This window comes from Streptococcus sp. 1004_SSPC (genome assembly GCF_001069025.1).
Lineage (GTDB): Bacteria > Bacillota > Bacilli > Lactobacillales > Streptococcaceae > Streptococcus > Streptococcus vestibularis.
This window is the reverse complement of record NZ_JWGQ01000035.1, coordinates 1-14098: the sequence shown is the minus strand read 5'-3', so window position 1 is coordinate 14098 and position 14098 is coordinate 1. Positions and strand designations below refer to the sequence as shown.

At 40.5% G+C, this 14098-nt stretch carries 19 protein-coding genes and 2 pseudogenes; 2 read left to right on the top strand and 19 right to left on the bottom strand.

Annotated elements, in window-relative coordinates; genetic code table 11:
* Positions 1 to 29: 29 nt before the first annotated feature.
* The 7 genes and pseudogenes from tadA to ADF62_RS02665 form a co-directional block, all read right to left on the bottom strand.
* Positions 30 to 548, bottom strand: a complete 519-nt coding sequence (tadA, locus tag ADF62_RS02695) for a tRNA adenosine(34) deaminase TadA (RefSeq protein ID WP_003091914.1) — start codon at positions 546 to 548, stop codon at positions 30 to 32.
* 698 nt (positions 549 to 1246) lie between these two features.
* Complete coding sequence (locus ADF62_RS02690) at positions 1247 to 1639, bottom strand: single-stranded DNA-binding protein (protein ID WP_003092010.1); 393 nt, start codon at positions 1637 to 1639, stop codon at positions 1247 to 1249.
* Positions 1640 to 1843: 204 nt separating this feature from the next.
* Positions 1844 to 2071, bottom strand: coding sequence for a sulfurtransferase TusA family protein (locus ADF62_RS02685; RefSeq protein ID WP_048788016.1), 228 nt, complete (start codon positions 2069 to 2071; stop codon positions 1844 to 1846).
* A 14-nt stretch (positions 2072 to 2085) separates the two neighbouring features.
* Positions 2086 to 3117, bottom strand: a pseudogene (locus ADF62_RS02680) (YeeE/YedE family protein).
* A 137-nt stretch (positions 3118 to 3254) separates the two neighbouring features.
* Entirely contained in the window at positions 3255 to 3878 is a 624-nt protein-coding gene (ytpR, locus tag ADF62_RS02675; RefSeq protein ID WP_048788015.1) for a YtpR family tRNA-binding protein, read from the bottom strand.
* A gap of 9 nt (positions 3879 to 3887) precedes the next feature.
* Entirely contained in the window at positions 3888 to 4202 is a 315-nt protein-coding gene (locus ADF62_RS02670; protein WP_003092006.1) for a thioredoxin family protein, read from the bottom strand.
* Positions 4199 to 4483 carry a DUF4651 domain-containing protein gene (locus ADF62_RS02665; RefSeq protein WP_048788022.1) on the bottom strand — a complete coding sequence of 95 codons (285 nt, stop codon included), beginning with the start codon at positions 4481 to 4483 and terminating at the stop codon, positions 4199 to 4201. The genes ADF62_RS02670 and ADF62_RS02665 overlap by 4 nt, the downstream gene beginning before the upstream one ends.
* A 99-nt stretch (positions 4484 to 4582) precedes the next feature.
* Between ADF62_RS02665 and pepA the strand changes: the two genes are divergently transcribed.
* Positions 4583 to 5650, top strand: coding sequence for a glutamyl aminopeptidase (gene pepA, locus ADF62_RS02660; protein WP_048788014.1), 1068 nt, complete (start codon positions 4583 to 4585; stop codon positions 5648 to 5650).
* 15 nt (positions 5651 to 5665) lie between these two features.
* Entirely contained in the window at positions 5666 to 6436 is a 771-nt protein-coding gene (gene proC / locus ADF62_RS02655; protein ID WP_003091869.1) for a pyrroline-5-carboxylate reductase, read from the top strand.
* Between the two features lie 25 nt (positions 6437 to 6461).
* Here the strand turns inward: proC and ADF62_RS02650 are convergent, their stop codons facing one another.
* The 12 genes and pseudogenes from ADF62_RS02650 to comGA form a co-directional block, all read right to left on the bottom strand.
* Entirely contained in the window at positions 6462 to 7124 is a 663-nt protein-coding gene (locus tag ADF62_RS02650; RefSeq protein ID WP_003092028.1) for a CPBP family intramembrane glutamic endopeptidase, read from the bottom strand.
* Positions 7125 to 7224: 100 nt separating this feature from the next.
* A complete protein-coding gene (locus tag ADF62_RS02645) occupies positions 7225 to 7668 on the bottom strand; it encodes a hypothetical protein (protein ID WP_003091904.1) in 444 nt (147 codons plus the stop codon).
* 13 nt (positions 7669 to 7681) lie between these two features.
* Complete coding sequence (locus ADF62_RS02640) at positions 7682 to 7879, bottom strand: helix-turn-helix transcriptional regulator (RefSeq protein WP_002885716.1); 198 nt, start codon at positions 7877 to 7879, stop codon at positions 7682 to 7684.
* Between the two features lie 250 nt (positions 7880 to 8129).
* The gene (locus tag ADF62_RS02635) at positions 8130 to 9323 is read right to left on the bottom strand and encodes an acetate kinase (RefSeq protein ID WP_003095894.1); all 1194 of its coding nucleotides are present in this window, start codon (positions 9321 to 9323) and stop codon (positions 8130 to 8132) included.
* A 56-nt stretch (positions 9324 to 9379) separates the two neighbouring features.
* The gene (locus ADF62_RS02630) at positions 9380 to 10336 is read right to left on the bottom strand and encodes a class I SAM-dependent methyltransferase (RefSeq protein ID WP_048788013.1); all 957 of its coding nucleotides are present in this window, start codon (positions 10334 to 10336) and stop codon (positions 9380 to 9382) included.
* Positions 10337 to 10380: 44 nt separating this feature from the next.
* Positions 10381 to 10698 (bottom strand): annotated as a pseudogene (comGG, locus tag ADF62_RS02625) (competence type IV pilus minor pilin ComGG).
* Complete coding sequence (gene comGF / locus ADF62_RS02620) at positions 10676 to 11113, bottom strand: competence type IV pilus minor pilin ComGF (RefSeq protein ID WP_003091908.1); 438 nt, start codon at positions 11111 to 11113, stop codon at positions 10676 to 10678. Before comGF ends, comGG begins: the two are co-directional and overlap by 23 nt.
* A complete protein-coding gene (gene comGE, locus ADF62_RS02615) occupies positions 11100 to 11330 on the bottom strand; it encodes a competence type IV pilus minor pilin ComGE (protein ID WP_003095891.1) in 231 nt (76 codons plus the stop codon). Before comGE ends, comGF begins: the two co-directional genes overlap by 14 nt.
* A gap of 31 nt (positions 11331 to 11361) precedes the next feature.
* Positions 11362 to 11790 (bottom strand): competence type IV pilus minor pilin ComGD, encoded by a 429-nt coding sequence (gene comGD, locus ADF62_RS02610; protein WP_253665936.1) that lies wholly within the window; start codon positions 11788 to 11790, stop codon positions 11362 to 11364.
* Positions 11750 to 12076, bottom strand: coding sequence for a competence type IV pilus major pilin ComGC (gene comGC / locus ADF62_RS02605; RefSeq protein WP_002885815.1), 327 nt, complete (start codon positions 12074 to 12076; stop codon positions 11750 to 11752). The genes comGD and comGC overlap by 41 nt, the downstream gene beginning before the upstream one ends.
* Positions 12073 to 13173 carry a competence type IV pilus assembly protein ComGB gene (comGB, locus tag ADF62_RS02600; protein WP_152901311.1) on the bottom strand — a complete coding sequence of 367 codons (1101 nt, stop codon included), beginning with the start codon at positions 13171 to 13173 and terminating at the stop codon, positions 12073 to 12075. Before comGB ends, comGC begins: the two co-directional genes overlap by 4 nt.
* Entirely contained in the window at positions 13055 to 13996 is a 942-nt protein-coding gene (gene comGA, locus ADF62_RS02595; RefSeq protein WP_048788011.1) for a competence type IV pilus ATPase ComGA, read from the bottom strand. Before comGA ends, comGB begins: the two co-directional genes overlap by 119 nt.
* Positions 13997 to 14098 lie beyond the last annotated feature (102 nt).

The following is a 14098-nucleotide window of genomic DNA, read 5'->3' as shown; positions in this document are numbered from 1 at the left end:
TGCAAGCTCTTTTGGCTTGCATTTTGTCTTTACATATCTTGCACAACTTCTAATTTAGCCAATCGTTTGGCTTCTTTTTTGCGTTCACGGCTCTGGCGGAAAAAGTCTTGCATAATCTTAGCACACTCTTCCTCCATGACACCAGTCTCTACTTCTACGCGATGATTGAGACGCTCATCTCTTAGGATATCATAAAGGCTACCTGCACCACCAAATTTTTGATTGCATGCTCCATAGATAACTTTAGGAATACGAGCTAGGCCAATGGCGCCACTACACATGACACAGGGTTCAATAGTCACAAAAAGGGTGCAGTCTAACAAACGCCAGTTGCCCACTGTCCTATTGGCCTCCTGAATGGCCATGACCTCCGCATGCATAATAGCTTGGTTAAGCTCCTCACGCGCATTATGCCCACGACCAACGATTTCTCTATCCTTAACAATAACACAACCAATTGGAATTTCTGCTTTATCTAGAGATTTTTGGGCCTCCTTAAGAGCCTCAGACATAAAGAACTCTTTCTCTTCTTGGCTATAGTCAAGCATTTGTCTTACTCCTGTTCCAAGATTAACGAGATACCGTCTCGCTTAGTCCCTCTATTATAGCATAAGAAAAACATTCCCTTTCCAAAAGGCACAAAAAAAGCTAAGACGAATCATCCTAGCTTCAAACACATTAGTTTGGTGAGTCTTAGGAATCACACTAATGTTGTTCCCCCAAGGCTAGACGAAAAGTCAACGACCGCTTAACATCCTAATTTATATGTCAGTCAGAGTGTGTCATAGTCAATTGTCTGTGAAATCTTTGAATCAGCCTATGGCCTCACAACAATAAACAAAAATGCAACTGTCTCAAACAATTACAAGGATAGTGTTATAGTTGTGATACTTCACACTTTCCTTCCAAACAAGTAATGCCTACTATAGTTTATCACGAAACCTCTATCATTTAATTTAAAAAAGAGAATTGTTAATTGTGTCTACTATTTTGGCTAATCCACCAAACAGCAAAAACATGTTATAACTGCATTTAAAGGTTTTTCGAATAAATTTCTCTACTCTATCTATACTTTTAAACACCTATCATCCTAAGACTTATCTAATTTTACTATTTATTAGTCTAACGAGTGTTTAATATTTCGTCTCCAACAATTCTTTAAAACAAGGTATGGAACAAGATAATGATTTTTTTGGAGTGATTGCTTCAAAGATAGAAGACTTAAATAGCTAGTACAAAGGATAAACTAAAAGGGAAGTTCTTCTTCTAAAATCAGATCAGCCAAGTCATTGTCAGGATTATTTTCCCTAACAGCACGCTGAGCACGACTCTCCAGAAGTTGGAAAGAGGAACAAAGCACTTCAGTAACGTAATGAGTTTGACCATCCTTATCATACTTACGAGTGCGAATCTCACCATCAAGAGAAATTAAACTTCCCTTGCTAGCATAAGATGCCAAGGTCTCAGCTAAACGGCCCCAAACCACTACTGTGATAAAGTCAGCCTCACGCTCACCATTTTGCGTCTTATAGCGACGATTAACCGCAACTGTGACACGTGTAAAAGACCTATCGCTAGCAGTCTTAACTATTTCAGGTGTTGCTGTCAAACGTCCAATTAAAATTACTTTGTTATACATTTTTTACCTCCACCTATCTATTCGTAAGAGGGAGTAAAAAAGTGGTTTATTTTAAATAGTTTTACAAATTTTTTCGAGAGGATCCTCTCTAATACTCGAATCCCTCTACTACTTGAAGAATATTATTTTTCTAGAAATAGTACTCCATAAAATATTTTCATTACAAAAATTGATCTTTAAATATTCTCGACTAGCTTAGCTAACTCAACGTTTTTGAACCACAATTTCCCAAGAAGCAGGACCAATTCGGTCAAAGCGAGTTACAGGATAATCATTATCTGCAGCCCAGTTTGGAATACTTTCCGTTGCTTGCGTACAATCGAAAGCAATCAACAACTCATCTCCAACAGCTAATTCAGCCATTTTTTTCTTCGCATCAATCAATGGAAATGGGCATACCAGTCCACCAGTTTCAAGTTTTACCAAAGTCATATGATATTCTCCTCTTAATTTTTATTTGGTTTTACAAAGATAATATAGGAAGCCGTCCAAACACCTAAAATAGTCACTGGCAAAGCAATCCATCCCTTACTAGAAAAAATTGCTGTAGCTGTTAAACCATTACCAATCGTACAGCCACCAGCCCATGAAGCACCGATTCCCATAAAAATACCCCCTAGTGTGCTCTTACCGATGGTTGACAAGTCTGGCAAGCGCCAACGAAACTCTCGAGACCCCTTTGCAGCAAGAAAGGAACCAAGAAAAATCCCCAATACAAGAAAAACACCCCAACCAAGCTGTTTACTATCACCTGTAATAATATAACTAATTAGATGTGCTGAGGGAGTTGTAATACCTAGCCCTCCAACACGACCTGTCAACTGACTAGCAGGCCAAGCAATTAAAGCAACAAGACCTATTAGAAGTCCTGCAAAATATTTATGGTAAGTTTTCTCAAAAAGATAGTGTCTCACTCCCTTATATTTTGATGGAAGCGTAGCAATCTGACGTCTGGGCTTACGTAACTCTCGAATGACGACAAAACTTGTTATGGCTACTAATAAAACAAGAAAATACCAAACCGGAATTCCTAATTGACCAGCTAAATCATCATTAATTACCCATCGCTTGGCTATTAATTGATTCAAAGGAACAAGAAATCCTGATTTCATAGCTGCTGCACTTATCATATAAAAGAATAGTGCAACCCAACTACCTAGGAGCCCTTCACCTGCACGATACCACGTTCCTGTGGCACATCCCCCAGCGAGAACAATTCCAATACCAAATAGATAGGAACCCACAATTGCTCCTAACACAGAAAATTCTTCATAAGGGTTTCCAATAATACCTAATTTAATCAGGGAAAGCACTCCTATACTTTCTACTGTGATTGCAATAAGGAAAGCGTAAAATAAGGTATTATTACGAGCAATATACATGTCTCGTAAACCACCAGTCAATCAGAAACGAGTTCGTTGCAAAATGAATCCAAATATCAGACCAATGAGCCCACCAGAAAGAATAGTTGTAAGCATAAGTACCTCCTAAAGTAAATATTGATTACATTTTAAGAAAAATATTACAACTTGCATAATCTTTCTTTTTTATAATTAGCTATAAACTTTCTTTATGACAAACAAAAAAGCGGCTTACTTACCGCTTCTTGTCTTATTTACCCTTTCCAGTGTTTGGCTGGATCAAAAGTCTCACCGACTACTGCTGAATCATCAAGTTCAATAATACCACGTTTTTGTGGGGCATTTGGAAGTGCCAACTCACGTGGGGCACACATCATACCATAACTATCTTCACCACGAAGTTTTCCTGGGAAGATAAGGGCACCGCTAGGCATCATAGCACCGGGAAGAGCTACGATAGTTTTAAGACCAAGCGCTGCGTTTGGTGCTCCTGCAACGATTTGGACCTTCTTATCACCAATGTTCACTTGGCAGATGTTAAGGTGGTCACTGTCTGGATGTGGAACCATTTCATCAATTTGTCCAACCACAAAGACTGGTCCTTGTGTGTTTTCCAAACGCTCTTCAAAGCCCTCTTTAGCCAATTCCTCGTTCAAAACAGCTACATCTTGGTCTGACAAGAAAACTTGACCATTACCTTTGATATCAATGAGGCTTGACGCTTCAAAAATATTCCAAGCAAGAGTCTTGCCTGTTTCATCAGCTGTGACACGCGCCACTTTACCTTTACGTTCTACGCTACGTTTGACGTCTTTAGTATCTTCCAAAATAACCAACAAAACGTCGCCAACTTGTTCCTTATTGTATGCAAAAATCATGGGTTCTCCTTATACTGTTGCCAAAAAGGCAGTGATTTCTTCTTTAGTTTTACGAGCTTTATTGACCAAGCGTCCTAATTCCCGACCTTTCTGAGTCACAACAAAACTTGGGATACCAAAAATATTCCAAGTTTGTGCCAAAGCCATATAATCATCACGATTAACACGCACAAAGGTCATATCTGGATGGAGGGCTTCGATTTCAGGCATAACGGGATAGATGAACTGACAGTCTGGACACCAATCGGCAGTGAAAAAGAAAACCACCTTTTGATCACTTTCGACATAGCTTGCCAGTTCTTCAAGATTCTTAGGAATAATCATGCCTGCTCCTCCTCATAGGTCAAGATATCCTCTGCATAAACAAAGCTATAGGCACGTCCATCCTCTAAGACGATACCTCCTGTAAGCCCTGGATTTTCCTTATCAGTGGGATTTGTATAAAGGACTGCGATAGTCCCCAAGTGAGATAATTCTTGTCTAATATCTTGGATTAATGCAGCTTTCTTCATTTCTACGCGTGACTGTCTATACTTCTCTGTCATTGCCAAGAGACCTAAAGCTCCTACGCCTCCAGCAAACAAGGCCAATGTTTTACGTTTCATAAGAAACATTTTACCATAATTTTAGAGGAATGGGGAGAGGCTACCTATCTCTTAAGAATCGTGCTAAAATAGTAGCAAGTACTACTCAAGGAGGATTTTATGACTACCCTATTTGACAAAATTAAAGAAGTAACCGAGCTCAGTGCTACTTCAGGCTTTGAAGCTCCTGTACGCGACTACCTTCGCAACAATATCACCCCACTTGTAGATGAGGTCCAAATAGATGGTCTCGGTGGTATTTTCGGTATCAAGCATAGCCGGGCAGAAAATACCCCTAAGGTGCTTGTGGCTGCCCACATGGACGAAGTTGGGTTTATGATTAAAGAAATCAAGGCAGACGGAACTTTCCGTGTCGTCGAACTTGGTGGTTGGAACCCACTGGTTGTCAGCTCACAACGCTTCACCCTACACACTCGTGATGGCCGTATCTATCCTGTCATCTCAGGTTCGGTACCACCTCATTTCTTACGTGCCAGCGGTGGGGCTCCAAGTCTTCCTAGTGTTTCTGATATCGTCTTTGATGCTGGTTTTTCCAACCAAGAAGAGGCTAATGCCTACGGTGTTTTTCCAGGTGATGTCATCATTCCTGAATCAGAAACGATCCTCACAGCCAATCAAAAGAATGTCATTTCTAAAGCTTGGGATAACCGTTATGGTGTTCTCATGATTCGCGAACTCTTGGAAAACGTTAAAGATCAAGAACTCAATAATACTCTAATTGCTGGTGCCAATGTTCAAGAAGAAGTTGGTTTACGTGGTGCCCATGTTTCTACCACTAAATTTGATCCTGAAGTTTTCTTTGCAGTGGACTGTTCTCCTGCAGGTGATATTTATGGTAATCAAGGTAAGGTAGGTGATGGTACCCTTATTCGTTTCTTCGACCCAGGTCACATCATGTTGCCAAATATGAAAGATTTCCTTTTGACTACAGCTGAAGAAGCTGGTATCAAATACCAATACTACTGTGCTGCGGGCGGAACAGATGCTGGTGCCGCTCACTTGAAGAATGCTGGTGTTCCATCAACAACTATCGGTGTTTGTGCCCGCTACATTCACTCGCACCAAACCCTTTATGCGATGGATGACTTCCTAGAAGCACAGGCTTTCTTACAAGCTATTGTTAAGAAGTTGAATCGCTCAACAGTAGATTTGATTAAAAACTATTAAGATAAGGAGTAACCCATGATTATAGGTTTTATCGGTGTCGGAAAAATGGCAACAGCTATTATCAACGGCCTAAATACAAGCTCACATCGTATCATTATTTCAGGGTCTTCCTTGGCTCGTTCACGCCAGATTGCAGAGGAACTAGAGGTTGAAGCTGCTACTTCCCATCAAGAATTGTTGGATAATGCTGACTTAGTCATTCTTGGCATCAAACCTCAAATGTTTGATAAGGTACTAACTGGCCTCAAATTCCATCAACCTATCATGAGTATGGCTGCTGGAGTAACCTTGGAACGCCTCGCTTCACTCACAAGTGCAGACCTACCTCTTATTCGTATCATGCCGAACCTTAATGCTCAGATTCTTAAGAGCACTACCGGTCTTTGTACCAATGATAAGGTATCTGAGGACCTTTTGGCAATTGCCAAAGAAATCACAGATAGTTTTGGAACTACTGTTGAATTGGCTGAGAAGGACTTCGATACCTTTACTGCTCTAGCTGGCTCTAGTCCGGCCTATATCGCCCTCTTTATCGAGGCTCTGGCTAAGGCTGGCGTCAAAAATGGCCTAAGTAAGCAAATTGCTCTGACCATTGCCACACAGACAGTTCTAGCCACTGCTGAAAATCTCAGTCTAGGTAGCGACAGTCCACATGATCTTATTGACAAGGTATGTAGCCCTGGTGGCACTACTATCGCCGGTCTCATGGACCTTGAGCGTACAGGCCTTACCCATAGTGTGGCTTCAAGTATTGATACAACCATTGCCAAAGCCAAAAAATTATAGTAAAAAGCTCGGAAAATTCCGAGCTTTATTTGATATATGGTGCTAAAAATTGTAAAAGTAACATCATTGAAACCACAATACTATTGTTAATCATATGGGCTATGATACAGTACTCTAACTTTTGACACTTACGATATACTACCCCAAGGGTAAACCCCATACCTGCATATATAATCCAGACACCGATACTATTAGGCATATGAACAAGGCCAAAGAGTAAACTACTTAGAGTCAACCCAACAATAGAATCTGGATTAAAGACACGCCCCATGAGGAGCCCTCTAAAAATCAACTCTTCCACAATCGGTGCCATAATCACCGTAACTGTTATGAGAACAAAGGGATTCATATGGGCATTTTCTATGGCTGCCTGATTGGCGCTATTACTAACACCCTCCATTTGCATGACCATCCCACCTACCCTAGTAACAATGTAAATACCTAGGTAGGTCAAGCCAATCATACCCCATGCCTTTAAGGAAGAAAGTGTCTTGAACCCCTCAAGAAGCCCCATGCGTTTTCCTAAGAAAAGAGCTCCTGTACTAATGAGTAGCATAACCAAAATTAGGAGACTCACTGCCCTCACGTCTTTAACACGAACAAATATGGTCGGAGCTTGTTCAATACACAAAATTAGGAAAGCCAGTAAGAAATAAAGAAAGCGTTTTAAAATGGACTCTTTGTTCATAAGAAGCTACCTCTTTTTATTGTTATTTTGTACCTTTATTATAATACAAATCTACTGTTTTGACAAGCCACTATGAAAATAGAGGGATAATTAAGGAATCTCATCCGATTTTAGATAGGATGAGACGAATAAAGACAAATCCTACAACTAAGCCATAGAGCAAGACAGATAAGACTGTAACATATGGCAACTGAATACTGACAAAGGCATATAGGGCAATCAAAGCAAAGATAAGCAAAAATTCTAGAATCAGAGTTGCGACCGCTGTCACCTGCAAAATCTGTTTATTTCGCTCATCGTAGGCGGCAATATACATCTGGTGAAGGCGTTTAGGATGACTAAGCGCTGCAAAATAATAAATCGACAGAGCATAACTCCCAATGGTAACCCCCACTACTAATCCTAGTGCATAATCACTAAGACTATTAGAGCAAACAATAAATAATCCCAAAATACCCAAAGAAAAGAAAGAACATGATACTCGGGCTATGTATCTTTTATACTCTGATTCTGCTTTTTTCTTTCCTAACGTCTTCAATAACATATCTTGATACTCCTTAATCTTCCTCAAAAATAAAGACTTCTTCAATAGTCTTTCCAAAATACCTAGCAATTTTAAAAGCCAGCTCCAAGGACGCATTATAGCGACCTTTTTCGAGTGAAATGATGGTCTGCCTGGTGACCCCCATTTCATCTGCTAACTCTGCCTGACTAATCTTATTAGCCTTGCGAAGTTCCTGAATTTTTGTTTCCATATGATACCTCAACCTTATAGTTTATTCTCAAATCGTTAAACTCCTTACTTTTATTTGTTAAGTTAACTTTACATTAATAGTATAGTTCACTTTACATATTTTGTAAAGTCTATTTTACATTTTTTGTAAAGTTTTCTTTACTTATTGAATTACACATATATGGACATAGGCGAATGATTCTTTTAGAGCATTCAAAAAAGCTGGCCAATTGCTCAGCCAACTTTTCTGGTCTTATCTAATTTTTGATAACTTATTTAGTTTTAAGGCGCTCAACATCACGCGCAATCACCAACTCTTCATCTGTTGGGATAACAAATACTTTAACAGCTGACTCTGCTGTTGTAATGTCGCCTACATGTCCAAAGACATTCTTTTCAGGATCCACTTCAATACCAAACCAAGTGAGACCATCCAAGACTGAAGCACGAACTTCTGCAGAGTTTTCACCAATACCTGCTGTAAAGACGATAGCATCCGCTCCGTTCAACACACCGAAGTATTGAGCAATGTATTTACGCAAACGATCCACATAAAGATTATAGGCTAACACACATTTTTCATCGCCAGCATTCTTACCAGCAATGATATCACGCATATCACTTGATTTTTCAGAAATACCAAGGAGACCTGATTCCTTATTAAAGACGTGACGGATACGCTCAGCATCTGCCATTTCAGGCTCACGGTCGATAACAAATGGAATAATCGCAGGGTCAAGATCCCCAGTACGTGTTCCCATCATAACGCCACCAAGTGGTGTCAACCCCATTGACGTGTCTACTGATTTACCACCATCAACGGCAGTAATTGAAACACCATTTCCCACATGGGCTGTGATAATCTTAGTTTCTTCAATTGGCTTACCTAACAACTTAGCTGCTTCTTGAGAAACATATTGGTGGCTAGTTCCGTGTGCTCCATACTTACGGACTTGGTAGTCTGTATAGTAACGATTAGGCACTGGATAACGGTAGGCCACTTCCGGCATAGACGTATGGAAGGCTGTATCAAAAACAGCAACACTCGTAATATCTGGGAGGAGCTCCTTAAAGGCCCGAATCCCTGAAGCTGCACCTGGATTGTGCAAAGGTGCTAAGGCTGACAATTCTTCAATCTTAGCCAAGGCATCTTCATCCACCAAGCTTGATTCTTTGAAATATTCTCCACCAGCAACCACACGGTGACCAACACCTGTAATTTCATCATAACTCTTGATAATATCAAAACGAATCAAATCATCAAGCAAGATTTTTACTGCCTGAACATGGTCAGCAATATCTAGGGTTTGCGATTCTGAACGGTCATCAAATTTTACTGTTGAAACAGAATCTTTCAAGCCGATACGTTCAATCAAACCCTTAGCAAGAACAACTTCATCTGGCATCTCATATAGTTGCCATTTCAAGCTTGAGCTTCCTGCATTAATTGCTATTGTTTTTGTCATAAGCCACCTCTTTGTAAAACGCTTTCAATAATATAGTCCTATTCTAACATGTTTTGCTAGAAAATGGAATTATCTGATTTCCATTTTTGGAAATTCTCTGTAAAATCTTTGAGGACCTCTGGATTTTGCAAATCACTAAGTGGATAAACAAAGGTCTCAGGAGCATTTTCAGTTTGTTTTTTAAGCACAAAGATAGACTTCATGTTATGTTTATTGCCAAAAGCTGCTTCTGGAAGAGTGATAACGGCAATAATATCAGCATATCCTGATAGCCATTTCTTAAGCAAGTCACTTTGTGGGCTTGTCAAAAGATTAGTTGGTGCCAAAAGAATAGCAATACCATCTTTCTTCAAGTACTTGAGTGATTGCTCCATGAGAAGGTGATGGGCATAGGTGTGTTCACCAGTTGCTACAACCTTGAAACGACTCGCAATCTCATCATTAGGGTAGTAACCAACAGGTAGGTCACTGATAATAGCATCACTCTCTTTGAGAATGTGTGGTCGAACAGCATCTTCTTGGATGTAAACTGCACTCGAATTCACCACATCAGCAATACTAGCTGACAAATCGATAAGGAGATCGTCAACTTCCATTCCCATATAATTAAGGGTTTTCTGACTATTATTTAGAAGAGTTTCAGCCAAGTTTCCTGTCCCCGAACCAATCTCCAAAACATCTAATTGGTCGTCCTTGGTCAAACCTTCGAGTAGGTAGAGGATGATAAATCCAATAGCATCAGGTGTAAACTGGTGATTGGCCTGTAAGGCTTCCAATTGCCCTAGCTTGATAAACAAGAACTGAAAAGCACGACGCCACTCCTCTTTACTTAGATCAAGAGCACGTAATTTCTCGTTGTTTTTGATGATGACTTCATTAGCTATCTCAGCCCCCAAATAATAGGAATTTTGCTCAATAAGCGCATCGTAAGCATGGGTTCCAAGATCATTTTCAATGGTTTGGACATTTTCTAACAACAGCTCAAAGGCTGTCTCAATTGCTTCAAAATTCATGATTTCCTCCGTCCTTCTATCATATCAAAAAGGAAAGAGAATTTCTATTTCTGCTCCTGTTTCTTCACATAACGATAGGTCTTAATTTGGCCTTTACTGACAACTCGGACAATCACTTATTTATCCTTAACCTCGTAAGCCGTGGTACCCTGAGAAAAACTAAAAGCACCTGCTTCCTTATCCACCAAATCCATGGTCATCTCTGCCATGAGACGACTTTGACTGGTCACTATTTGTGCTTGGTTTTGTCTAGAGCTAGCAACCACCCGTTCCAGATAAACATGAAGAAGGAGTGTGAAAATGCCAGCCATAAAAAGAGCGTAGAGGAGAACGCCTCCCCTAACCTGTTTTTTCAAAAGCATAAATAAAACTCCTCTGTAGTCCATTTTTAAGAGTCACTTGAATAGTAACTATCTGGTTCTTTTGACTTACCGTACTAGATTTGACATCGAAAAGCATTGGTTGATAGCCTCGACCGTCAGCATTTGTTTTTCGAAAATCAGTAGCACTTGAAAGTCCAAAAGCCAGGTCTTGATTATCCTGCTTGACATAGAGTTTGTTCCCCTCTACCTTTACCAACTGACAACCTTCTAATTCTGCCTCCATTTGTTGGACAAACAGAAGCCAATCTTGATTTTCTTGTTGTCTTACCTGTTTGACATTGCCCACCAGAACGGTGGTTAAGCCCTGATATACTTGGACAGAACCAGCTATAACCAGTAAGGCTACCAGACATTCCAAAAGGGTAAAGGCGCGAACCTTACTATTTAGAGACATGAGTAATTTCCTTTCCTGATTCATAAACTGTGATGCCTTGCTTGCTACGTTTTACTGTCACTGTGATACCATTCAAGGTCAACTGATCCTGTTTGGTCTGAACTGCCATGGTAGCCACACTCAAGACCTCCTGTTGGTGGAGATTCCTAGCCATTAGCCTACGATTGGTATTGATCTGATCCAAGATAAGACCACTGACGAGTACTAAAACAGCCATTGCTATCAGGCTTTCGATAAGAATATAGCCTCTAAGAGACCGTCTTTTTATATTTACCGCTGCCCATGTTAAGCTGATAGGTCACCACCTCCTTATCACTTGAAAAACGAATCTTGGTGAGGCTCGAGTTGCCTCCTTTGGCATTAAACACTAGCGTCTGCCCCTTATCCAGATGAATATTTTTAGGAATCACCAGACTGGATTTTCCGTTACTGATTTTATCCTTGGTCAACTGCAATTCAACATTGGCCCCTTTCGCCGCTGCCAATCGCTGACTATCTCGGTATAGGTACTCAAAGCGCAGATAAAAAAGATTAGTCTCAACCTGCTGAAAAATACCTGTGACTGAGCCTGACAAACTCAGAGTGAGAAAGGCAACCACTGCTAGAGTCACCAGACTCTCCAACAAGGTAAAGGCTCTAATTGGCCACTGAGCGGCTTTCGCCACCATGTTTCGCATAATAATCATTGTATGAATCTGCCTGTTTTTGCGTGATTTGACCTTCTGAAACAAGAGCGGCTAAGCTAGCTGTCTTGTTATTCTTCATTTCATAAAGTTCTGCTTGAGAATCCACGACCTTGACCACAGCCGCATTTCCAGTCTCTTTAACAGAATCCTTCTGCTTGCTCAAGTTAGGTACAAAGAGCAAAAGGAGAATACTGATAATGAGAAGCACGACCAACATTTCAATCAGTGTAAAAGCTCGTAGTTTAACGGCATTCAATTTTTTTAACATCATTTTCATGACATCATTCCTTCCATATTTTGATACATTGGTAATAGCATGGCTGCATAGATCATTACAATCACGACAGCAACAATAACAAAAATGAGAGGTTGCACAAAGGTTGTTGCCTTATTAAGACGGTTAAAGAAAGCCTGCCAAACCTCTTCAGCATAGACTTCTAACTCATAGCCCAACCTAGCATTAGCCTCTCCATAAGCAATAATCAAGGATAGTTCCTTAGTGAAAAAAGGGTGACTAGCAATACGATCAGGAAAACTCTGTCCTAGCATCAAGGCCTCTTCTAAATCAGCCCCCAGCTCACGAAAGAGCTTAGACTTTTGCTCTTGCATAAGAGAAACCAAGTCTAACAGGTCAATCCCTTGTCCTAAGAGATTTCCCCATTCCCTAGCATAATAGGCGGTCGTATATAGCCTGATAGTTTGGCCTATAAAAGGGATTTTTGCCATTCGTCGATAAAAGACAAGGGCTGGCTGGCGTTTGACCCATAGATAGAGAATTAAGCTTAATACAAGAAGTCCGCACAAAGTCACAAAAAAGAGCTGGGGAAAAATCTGAACCAACTGTACAGCCCAATTCTCCTTACCATCCCCCTCTAACAATTGAGGTAAAAGATAATTTTTAAGCCCCAACATAATCAGAATCAGGAAACCCAGAAGTAGGATAGGGTAGGTCGCTACCTCCATGAGTTTCTTACGAACCTTGGTCATACGAAGCATGTAGGCTTCTATCTTGGTTAAACTTCCTAGAAGATTACCATGCTTATCAGCAAGGGCAATCTGAGTAACAATATTGTCCGAAAAACCCACTGACGCAAACATCTTGTCTAGCCTGTCGCCTCGCATTAAGCTTGCTTTCATAAGAGATAATGACGATTCTTTCAACAAGTGACTTCGCTCCAAAAAGGCTACGATTTCGGTTAGGGTAAAACCGGCCTTTAGAAGTTGTTTGAAGAGCTGGATAACCTTGACTTGCTGATTAATCTTTAATTTTTTCCCCTTGGATATCCCCTTCAGTGAGATATCCTTGTTTAACCAAGCCTTCCAACTGCTGGTTCCAGCTGGCTGACGAATGGCTTTGGAAATTTTCACAGGCAAAATCAATCACACCTCCTCCCTTAATCAAACGCATATAGGCAATCCCTTGAAGAGCATTATCCAACTCAGACTTATCTACACCGAGGTCCAGAAGACGCTCATAAACACCTGCCACACTCTTTGCGTGAATAGTTGAAAGAACAGTCACTCCTGTCAGACTAGCTCTAATAACCGCTCGAGCAGTCTCCTTATCTCGAATTTCTCCAATAATCAAAACATCCGGGCGGTGACGTAGTGATAGCTTAATCAAATTATCATAGGTCATGTCAATTGCCTGATTTACCTGGAGTTGCAAGACATTATCCTGTTTAATTTCCACAGGATCTTCAATAGAAATCACCTGCTGTCCCTTAAAACGCTCCTGAACCAATTCATGCATAAGTGTGGTCTTCCCAGAACCTACGGGACCCGCAAAGAGATACAGTCCTCGATAATCCAATGCATCCTTAATAGGCTGAATTCCTTGATTCCAGTAAGTTAGCTCTCTTCGTTCAGAATGAAGAACACGAATAACCAAGCTCTCCAAACCTCGATAGTCTCCAACAGTTGATAAACGCAGAGAAACCAAGTGACCGTCACCACAATCATAGTCACAAGAGCCCAATTGACTCCTACGCTTCTCACCTACCATCATTCCCGCCACAAATTTAAAGTGACCAATAAGACTAGCCATGAAATCAGGCCGATATACATCAATCAATCTCCTCTCTTGCCCAACTCGCATATAGAGCTCATAATTATCCTGACGTGGAATGACATAGATGTCTTGAGCCCCACAACTATCAGCATTTTTGATTATTTCCTTAGCAAATTCTGTTATCATAAGGACCTCCTCATAAACCTATTCGTAAAAAGTTTAAAAAAATCATAACCACCCGTCTAACGGGTGGTTTGACCAAGGGCTATAAGCCCATAATACCAGCCA

Bases quoted from the DNA above. Each gene is read 5' to 3' on its own strand.
- comGD (WP_253665936.1), bottom strand. From the start codon at position 11,790: ATGCGAAACATGGTGGCGAAAGCCGCTCAGTGGCCAATTAGAGCCTTT.
- comGA (WP_048788011.1), bottom strand. From the start codon at position 13,996: ATGATAACAGAATTTGCTAAGGAAATAATCAAAAATGCTGATAGTTGT.
- ADF62_RS02635 (WP_003095894.1), bottom strand. From the start codon at position 9,323: ATGACAAAAACAATAGCAATTAATGCAGGAAGCTCAAGCTTGAAATGG.
- ADF62_RS02685 (WP_048788016.1), bottom strand. From the start codon at position 2,071: ATGACTTTGGTAAAACTTGAAACTGGTGGACTGGTATGCCCATTTCCA.
- ADF62_RS02665 (WP_048788022.1), bottom strand. From the start codon at position 4,483: ATGAAACGTAAAACATTGGCCTTGTTTGCTGGAGGCGTAGGAGCTTTA.
- ADF62_RS02640 (WP_002885716.1), bottom strand. From the start codon at position 7,879: ATGGAAACAAAAATTCAGGAACTTCGCAAGGCTAATAAGATTAGTCAG.
- ADF62_RS02690 (WP_003092010.1), bottom strand. From the start codon at position 1,639: ATGTATAACAAAGTAATTTTAATTGGACGTTTGACAGCAACACCTGAA.
- ADF62_RS02645 (WP_003091904.1), bottom strand. From the start codon at position 7,668: ATGTTATTGAAGACGTTAGGAAAGAAAAAAGCAGAATCAGAGTATAAA.
- proC (WP_003091869.1), top strand. From the start codon at position 5,666: ATGATTATAGGTTTTATCGGTGTCGGAAAAATGGCAACAGCTATTATC.
- ADF62_RS02630 (WP_048788013.1), bottom strand. From the start codon at position 10,336: ATGAATTTTGAAGCAATTGAGACAGCCTTTGAGCTGTTGTTAGAAAAT.
- comGC (WP_002885815.1), bottom strand. From the start codon at position 12,076: ATGAAAATGATGTTAAAAAAATTGAATGCCGTTAAACTACGAGCTTTT.
- pepA (WP_048788014.1), top strand. From the start codon at position 4,583: ATGACTACCCTATTTGACAAAATTAAAGAAGTAACCGAGCTCAGTGCT.
- ytpR (WP_048788015.1), bottom strand. From the start codon at position 3,878: ATGATTTTTGCATACAATAAGGAACAAGTTGGCGACGTTTTGTTGGTT.
- ADF62_RS02650 (WP_003092028.1), bottom strand. From the start codon at position 7,124: ATGAACAAAGAGTCCATTTTAAAACGCTTTCTTTATTTCTTACTGGCT.
- comGF (WP_003091908.1), bottom strand. From the start codon at position 11,113: ATGTCTCTAAATAGTAAGGTTCGCGCCTTTACCCTTTTGGAATGTCTG.
- tadA (WP_003091914.1), bottom strand. From the start codon at position 548: ATGCTTGACTATAGCCAAGAAGAGAAAGAGTTCTTTATGTCTGAGGCT.
- ADF62_RS02670 (WP_003092006.1), bottom strand. From the start codon at position 4,202: ATGATTATTCCTAAGAATCTTGAAGAACTGGCAAGCTATGTCGAAAGT.
- comGE (WP_003095891.1), bottom strand. From the start codon at position 11,330: ATGGCTGTTTTAGTACTCGTCAGTGGTCTTATCTTGGATCAGATCAAT.